Origin of the sequence: Vulcanisaeta souniana JCM 11219 (assembly GCF_026000775.1) — an archaeon.
In the GTDB taxonomy this organism is placed as follows: Archaea; Thermoproteota; Thermoprotei; order Thermoproteales; family Thermocladiaceae; genus Vulcanisaeta; species Vulcanisaeta souniana.
On record NZ_AP026830.1, the window covers coordinates 2,425,278 to 2,432,148 of the forward strand.

Consider the following 6,871-nt stretch of genomic DNA (forward strand, 5'->3'; position numbering starts at 1 on the left):
TATTAAAATTTATTCTTTAAACTACTCCTTATGATGTTAATGACCTCAACCATGTCCTTCCTGACCAGTTCCTCGTTGGTATACCTAGAGACCTCGCTGCCTAAACCGTTGTATTGGAACTCATGTAAATCCAGGGCTATCTCAACATAAAGTCTCAACTCCTTATCACCTATTATTGAGACCACCTCCCTAGGCCTTGAACTCAGCATGACAGCCATTAGCTAATCAAATCCTATTAACCACCTTATTCGACCCCAACCTCCTGGTGCCTGGGTAATGCTTTGCTAATTCATCCCTATGATCAACGGCTAGACCAGCCAAGTATTAACGGCCTGACAGGCCCTACCAGCGGCACCACTCAGCCGCCCATTCTGGAGAAACCTCTCGGCCAGGTCAGCCTCGTAGATGGTCTCCCTAAACCTACTTCCTCACGTCCATCCAGGGCTTTGTGATCTCCACATTCCCGACTCTGCGTGAGTTGATAAAATAGAGGACAAACCTCGCCATTTATGGCGGGGTAAAAAGTTTTTTAAGCTTCTACGACGCGTCCTTTTGCGGCACCCTCCCTTGGTCAACTCCTTGAGGATGGGGAGCGGGAGCCGACTTCTCCCGCAATACCAGGGGAGGGTGCCTACGAGGTTGAGTACTCAAACAGAAGGACTAATGTGGTTCGTCTCCTACCGAACGGTTTCCAAGAAAGAAAGCTAAGAAGACTAGCCAACGAATGTGCTAAGCTCTTTAACGAGTTAAATTATGAAAGAAGACAGCAATTCTTCCACGAAGGAAAAGTAGATCTAAGGGGAACATGGAATAAGTATTACGAGAAGTACAAGGGGGTTCTAGGCGTTAATGCACAGGCCGTATTGCAGAAGAATAATGAAGCGTGGAGTTCGTTCTTCTCTCTGCTGAAGCTGAAGAAACAGAAAAAACTACCCCCTCGTATGACTCACGTCTCACCACCTAAATATTGGAAGGACAGCGAGACTAAGAGGAGAAAGTTAATTCTAGTGGTTAGACAAGACCGTTATGAAGTTGACGAAACAAGACGTGTTATTATCCTCAAGGACTTCCACATGGAAATAGAGTTTGTAGGTAGGTTGAAGTGGTATGGTAAACAAGGTAGGTTAGAGATCATATACGATGAGGCAACTAACCGCTGGTATGCTCATATACCAGTTGAGGTTGGTGTAGAGGAAACAAAAACTGGCAAGAAGAGTAAGTATATTGTGAAGGGAGAAAGAAAATCAATTCAAGTTGAAGCACCGAAAGGTAACAAAGTCGCCTCTATCGATCTAGGTATCAACGTTTTGGCAAGTGTAGTAGTTGAGGACGGCACATGGTTGCTCTACAGGGGCGTGAGGGCTAAGGAGGACTACTTCTACCTACAGAAGAGGATTGCTGAGGTACAATCGATGGCGGACAAAACTAAGAATATCGGTGAACTTGAAGCATACGAGGTGTTGTCAAGAGAGAAAAGGAGACTATTCAAGAAACTATACAGGAGGTTACTGCACTTGTACAGAAACCTAGCATCCCATCTTGTTAAGACGCTGCATGAGCTTGGCGTGTCAACAATCTACTTGGGTTATCCGTTCGGCATTGTACAGGATAAGGGTAGCAAGTTAACGGTGAATTTATGGTCTTATCGTAAACTAATGGAAGCCATCGAGCTGAAGGCTCAGGAATACGGTATGAAGGTGTTTGAGGTTGTTGAATACAATACCTCAAGGACTTGCCCCTATCACAACGTGGAGGTGAAGAGACACCCTAGAGGAGTAGTAGGCTGTCCGTTTGGTCACAGATTGCACAGTGACTTAAACGGTGCCTTGAACATCCTTAAGAAGGCCATCGGTAAAGTAGTGTTAACGGTCAAAAAACCATTGTCTTTCCTAGTCCTCCATAACGGAGTAGCACCCATAAAGGGGTGTAACCCCTGAGACCTCGGGGAACCCCCGCCCTTCAGGGCGGGGAAGAGGTCAGTTGTCTTATCTGCGGCAACTCAGTAATGTGCCGAGGGGGTGTGGTTCGCGGCAATGGACTGTGCATGACGTGTCCATCGATGAGGTCATCGAGAGTTAGCTATAAAAAGGGTCTTCTCATCCTATCAAGCATGAGTCAAAAACCTGAAGAATTGAAGAACATAATTGAGGAAACAACGAAATTGGTAAAGGAGGGATATTCATTAACGAGCATAATAAAGGAGGTTACTGACGCGATTAACAAGGAAGTTGGTTTAAGTAGGATCATTTTCAATGAGATAAAGGAGTCAATGGTTAAGATAAGCCCAGGCAATGTGCCAGTGGGTTTATTCACGCAATGCGCCCTAATACCCAGTTACTACCTGACTGGTAAGAATCCAAGTATTGATTGGGGCGACGTAACAATGCATCTACTGGGTAAGATGATCCATAACCTCGCCGTAGCCGAGATAAAGGACAGGCTTGGTAATAAATGCATAGAGGGCGTGGAGGTTATGTATACGCATAACTCCTGGACGATGAGGGGAAAGCCAGACCTAGACTGCGGTAATTATTACCTGGAGTTCAAGACGATAATGGGTAGGGTGACGAAGGCTAGGTTATTCCACGACTTAATTCAGGCAGGCTTCTACTCAGCGGCTGGTAATAAAAACACCTACGTACTCTACATAGTGCTTAGTGACGGCGTGCTACGTAACATAGTGCCCATTGAGGTAATACCAGAGGTTGGTTATCCAGTCATTTATGCCTTCAAGCTTTGGGTTAAGGCTGTGGAGGGCGGTGACATAGGTGCTTTAGTTGCCAAGACAACATCATGCAAGGTATGTAGGTTTAGGGATATTTGCATAATGAGGACTAAGAACCCGCATGAGGTCCTGCTACCAGGTAAGGAATTACTTGATAATTACCTTGATTATGTTAAGCATGAGGTCTCGAAGGCTGGGGTTAAGGTGATTGGCTGATGAGCCTTGACGAAATAACTGATCTTGCAAATTACTTACTCAGCAGGATGCAGAAGAAGGAGGACCTCCACTTTGCAACCTCAATATCTAAATGCTCATTACTATCATTGAGGAGGGATGTCAGTATAATGGATGAAGCATATACCGAGTACTTACCAAGGGTCTTAACCATGTGTACCACAGAAAAACATGTGGTTAGGCTTGAGAATCTCACCCTGGAGTTACCAAGACTATTCAGGTGCGGTGATGCATTAATACTACCCAAGTTAATGCTGCTCAAGGAGAACATTAAGTCCCACGTAATCGAGGCCTTACTGGCGGCTGCGTTATTGAGTTCAGAAATTCAACTTCACTACCTATCTAAAAACGTCGATGGTGATATCGAGGAGGGATTATCAATAACGATCAAGCCCGAGTGGGGCAAGGAACTACTTAATGCCGTCATTGACTCACTAAGGAATAGGGAGGTCAGGGTTAAGACAATAAATTGCAATATATGTCCACTAAGGAATATTTGCCCATTCAGTAACCTGGGTGATGAGATCGTATTACCCAGTGAGACCTCGAAAATAGTCAATGAGATCTACAATTCCATATTCATGCAGCCAACCAATGCACAGGAAGCCCATGATGAAAATAAACTAGTGCCGCCCAGCACAACAGATAGGGAAGCCATTAGGGATTATCTAAAGAGGGTTGCCAGTTGGGCACGTGAACAGGGAAGAACGTGGGTTAGGGTGGCTGTTGGTAAATGCCCAATATGTGGTAGGGATGGTACCTTGGTAATTAGGATCGTTGGCAGTAATGGCGAGAAGGTCCTTTATAGGCATGGTTCATCAACATGCACCGTGGGCACTATTGATGAGTCCGTAGATAGGCTAAACATTAAGAGATTTCTTGAGATTGAGCATTAACTAATCCATTAAACTATTTACGGTGTTACCCTCAACGTAAATTGTTATAAAGCGCATCACTACCCTGCTTGTAATGACAGTGAGAGTGGGTATTGTTGACACTACATTCGCCCGGGTTGATATGGCTAAGTACGCAATTGAGGAACTTAGGAATAATGAGCCCTCGGTAATAATAGAGAGAATAACAGTGCCTGGTTTCAAGAATACTCCCTGGGCGGCCAAGCAATTGATTAATAAGGGTGTTGACGCAGTGATGGTGCTTGGTTGGATAGGGCCTAGCCTGACGGATAAGATCACGTATGCTGTAACGTCAATGGGTTTAATAATGCTTCAAATAGAGTATGACAAGCCAATAGTGGATGTAACGATTCATGAGGACGAGGCCAATAACGAGGGGGAACTATTCAACATAGCCGTGGATAGGACGAGGAAACACGCGAGAAACCTAATACTAATGCTCAGGGGTGAGTTAACGAAGTGGGCCGGCATGGGGCTTAGGCAGGGACGACCTGACGCTGGCCCAATAATGTAATTATTTAAGATGCTGTGCACGATGGTAACTCGATCATTCTAATGCTGGGTTTATATCTGGGTAAAAGCTTTATTAATATTATGTGTGTAATCGACATTGTGAGTACAGCTATTGATCTAATCAAGGGTATCTTTGGGAAGCTGATCAGTAGCAATGTGCTAATAAGCATTAAGGAAAGGCAGAACCCGTTGGTCTCTGAATACGTCATTAAGTATGGAGAAAAATGCCCTGGTTTAAGTATAAATGAGGATGTTAGCATGGACAGGGAGACGGGGTGGTACCAGGTTTTAACAATTGGTGTTGGTACGAAGCTTAGTATAAATAGAGCAAGCGTGAGCCTAACCTCCAGTGATGGCTCTATGAAGTTGTTGATTAAGTTAATGAGCGGTGAGAGGCTAAAATCCTCAGAGGAGTTCGTGATGACCTGTGGAGAGCCCAAGGAGTCAATTTATGGTAAGTCCGTGATAGACCTACTCATAAACCTCGATGTTGTTTCGAGGTTCCTAAATGTAATTAAGGAAAGGAGAAAGCTAAGTGATGGTTCCATTGATGAGTTATTGAGGTTCTTGGGTAATGCTAAGTTGGGGGTTGAGCAGGACCTTAGGAGACTGGTTAGTATGTATCAATGGTTTGAGGGGTGATTAGTAATGGTTAGGAGATTAGTATTGTTCCTGGAGATGCATCAACCAAGGAGGTTGAGAAATGCTGTGCTTGATAAACTATGTGGGTTGAGGGGCAGTGAGGTTGATGAATCGGTTATTAGCTCCACGATCTTTAATGACGAAGTAAATAGGGAGGTACTGAATAGAGTTTCGGAGAAGTCCTATATACCGACGCTGGAATTGATGAGACAATTGGGAAATGAGGGGTTTAGAGCCGCAATATCTATGTCTGGATCATTAATTGAGCAGTTAATGATGTGGAAACCCGATGTTATTGAACTACTGAGGGGGTTAGTGAAGAGTGGCATTGTTGAGTTGATTGCCGAACCTTACCATCACTCACTGGCGTCATTCATTAGTGGGGATTTGTTCATTGATGAGTTAAGGCAACACGTTGAAGTGAACAAATCATTGTTTGGTAAGGTACCTATTACCTTCGAGAACACAGAGTTCCTGTATAGGAATGATTGGGGAGAGCTTATGGAGAAGGCTGGAGCGTCTGTGGTACTTACTGAGGGTGTTGATTGGGTGCTTGGTTGGAGAAGCCCCACCTATGTTTATGGTGCGCCCAATTCCAGAGTAAGGCTACTGCTTAGGCATTACAGGTTGTCTGACGACATCGGATTCAGGTTTAGCAATAGGTCTTGGGATCAATGGCCATTAACCGCGGATAAGTACATGGCATGGATTAGGGCTACCCCGGGTGATTTCGTATTAATTGGGCTTGATTTTGAGACATTCGGTGAACATCACTGGCGTGAGAGCGGCATATTTAACTTCCTTGAGTGGCTTCCCAAGGAGGCACGTAGGTCTGATGTGTCTTTCATTCACCCATCAACCTTGGTTAACGAGGACCCCGTTGATTATATTGATATTCCATCAATTATCTCTTGGGCTGATGTGGAGAAGGATGACAGTGCGTGGCAGGGCAATGAACTCCAAAGGATCGCGCTCAACCACGTGGCATCACTAAGGGAGTTAATGAGTGCCTATGGTCTCGAGAAGATCTGGAGGCATTTACTAACCAGTGATCATTATTATTACATGTCCATGAAACATGGACCTAGTGGTGAGGTGCATAGTTATTTCAACCCATATGACTCGGCACTTACCGCCTTTAAAACGATAGAGGACGTAGCCATTGGATTACCATGCGCACTAGCAAACATGACGATCAGTAGGGGAGGTATGTACAAAAATCGTTCCAGTATTATGAGGAAGTGACCGTAGTTATAAAACGGGGTAATGTATGACTGGTAAGGTGCTAATCACTGTCAAGTTATCCTTCGAGTATTACCTAAGGCAGGACATTAAGGATTACTTGTTTTTCTTTGATCAGAACGTTAAGGTGAATCCAACTGAGTTTAGGGGGGTCCTCATTGTGGAGTCAATGAAGGATCCAAGGCAAATAGCCAATCTCCTAATTAATTCACCCATATCCGATAGTGTATTGACTTCGGTAGTTCCCATAATCACTGAGGGAAATTATAACGTACTTAGTGACTTGCTTGGGCATGTCCGTGATAATATTAATCACGGGTGTAGGGCGTTTATTGTGAGGTGTAGGTTACGAGGATCGTTGATTGGTAATGATGAGTGTGAAAGGGCTGTAATTACCTTGGTTAGGAATTTTGGTTTTCATGCCGTGTATAGGGGTGATACTGATTGCGCCATTGTTATTGAGGGCTTGGGTAGTTGGTTTGGTATTTACGTTGGGCCTAGGTCCTTTGTGAAGGTTTAGTGAAAGTTTCAGCTTGCACTAGGTCTTTCCTTCTATAGTAACCAAAAACTATTTTTTACCTCTCTCAACTAGAAATAGTAA

8 protein-coding genes are annotated in these 6,871 nt (G+C 44.3%); 7 read left to right on the forward strand and 1 reads right to left on the reverse strand.

Translation table 11 applies throughout. From position 1 onward, the window contains the following. Nucleotides 1–2: 2 nt before the first annotated feature. The gene (locus Vsou_RS13340) at nt 3–209 is read right to left on the reverse strand and encodes a hypothetical protein (RefSeq protein WP_308419838.1); all 207 of its coding nucleotides are present in this window, start codon (nt 207–209) and stop codon (nt 3–5) included. Between the two features lie 405 nt (nt 210–614). On the opposite strand from Vsou_RS13340, the gene Vsou_RS13225 reads away from it, so the two are divergent. The 7 genes from Vsou_RS13225 to Vsou_RS13255 all read left to right on the forward strand — a co-directional run bounded on the left by Vsou_RS13225 (nt 615) and on the right by Vsou_RS13255 (nt 6,790). Then, nucleotides 615–1,937 carry an RNA-guided endonuclease InsQ/TnpB family protein gene (locus Vsou_RS13225; protein ID WP_349293703.1) on the forward strand — a complete coding sequence of 441 codons (1,323 nt, stop codon included), beginning with the start codon at nt 615–617 and terminating at the stop codon, nt 1,935–1,937. Between the two features lie 122 nt (nt 1,938–2,059). After that, complete coding sequence (locus Vsou_RS13230; RefSeq protein WP_229709833.1) at nt 2,060–2,941, forward strand: PD-(D/E)XK nuclease family protein; 882 nt, start codon at nt 2,060–2,062, stop codon at nt 2,939–2,941. Then, a complete protein-coding gene (locus Vsou_RS13235; RefSeq protein WP_188603400.1) occupies nt 2,941–3,855 on the forward strand; it encodes a hypothetical protein in 915 nt (304 codons plus the stop codon). The genes Vsou_RS13230 and Vsou_RS13235 overlap by 1 nt, the downstream gene beginning before the upstream one ends. A gap of 73 nt (nt 3,856–3,928) precedes the next feature. Next, complete coding sequence (ribC, locus tag Vsou_RS13240) at nt 3,929–4,387, forward strand: riboflavin synthase (RefSeq protein WP_188603401.1); 459 nt, start codon at nt 3,929–3,931, stop codon at nt 4,385–4,387. Nucleotides 4,388–4,485: 98 nt separating this feature from the next. Continuing rightward, entirely contained in the window at nt 4,486–5,028 is a 543-nt protein-coding gene (locus Vsou_RS13245) for a hypothetical protein (RefSeq protein WP_188603402.1), read from the forward strand. 6 nt (nt 5,029–5,034) lie between these two features. After that, nucleotides 5,035–6,273, forward strand: coding sequence for a glycoside hydrolase family 57 protein (locus Vsou_RS13250; RefSeq protein ID WP_188603403.1), 1,239 nt, complete (start codon nt 5,035–5,037; stop codon nt 6,271–6,273). Between the two features lie 25 nt (nt 6,274–6,298). Beyond that, nucleotides 6,299–6,790 (forward strand): hypothetical protein, encoded by a 492-nt coding sequence (locus Vsou_RS13255; RefSeq protein WP_188603404.1) that lies wholly within the window; start codon nt 6,299–6,301, stop codon nt 6,788–6,790. Nucleotides 6,791–6,871 lie beyond the last annotated feature (81 nt).

Bases quoted from the DNA above. Each gene is read 5' to 3' on its own strand.
- Vsou_RS13340 (WP_308419838.1), bottom strand. From the start codon at position 209: ATGCTGAGTTCAAGGCCTAGGGAGGTGGTCTCAATAATAGGTGATAAG.
- Vsou_RS13230 (WP_229709833.1), top strand. From the start codon at position 2,060: ATGAGGTCATCGAGAGTTAGCTATAAAAAGGGTCTTCTCATCCTATCA.
- Vsou_RS13235 (WP_188603400.1), top strand. From the start codon at position 2,941: ATGAGCCTTGACGAAATAACTGATCTTGCAAATTACTTACTCAGCAGG.
- ribC (WP_188603401.1), top strand. From the start codon at position 3,929: ATGACAGTGAGAGTGGGTATTGTTGACACTACATTCGCCCGGGTTGAT.
- Vsou_RS13250 (WP_188603403.1), top strand. From the start codon at position 5,035: ATGGTTAGGAGATTAGTATTGTTCCTGGAGATGCATCAACCAAGGAGG.
- Vsou_RS13255 (WP_188603404.1), top strand. From the start codon at position 6,299: ATGACTGGTAAGGTGCTAATCACTGTCAAGTTATCCTTCGAGTATTAC.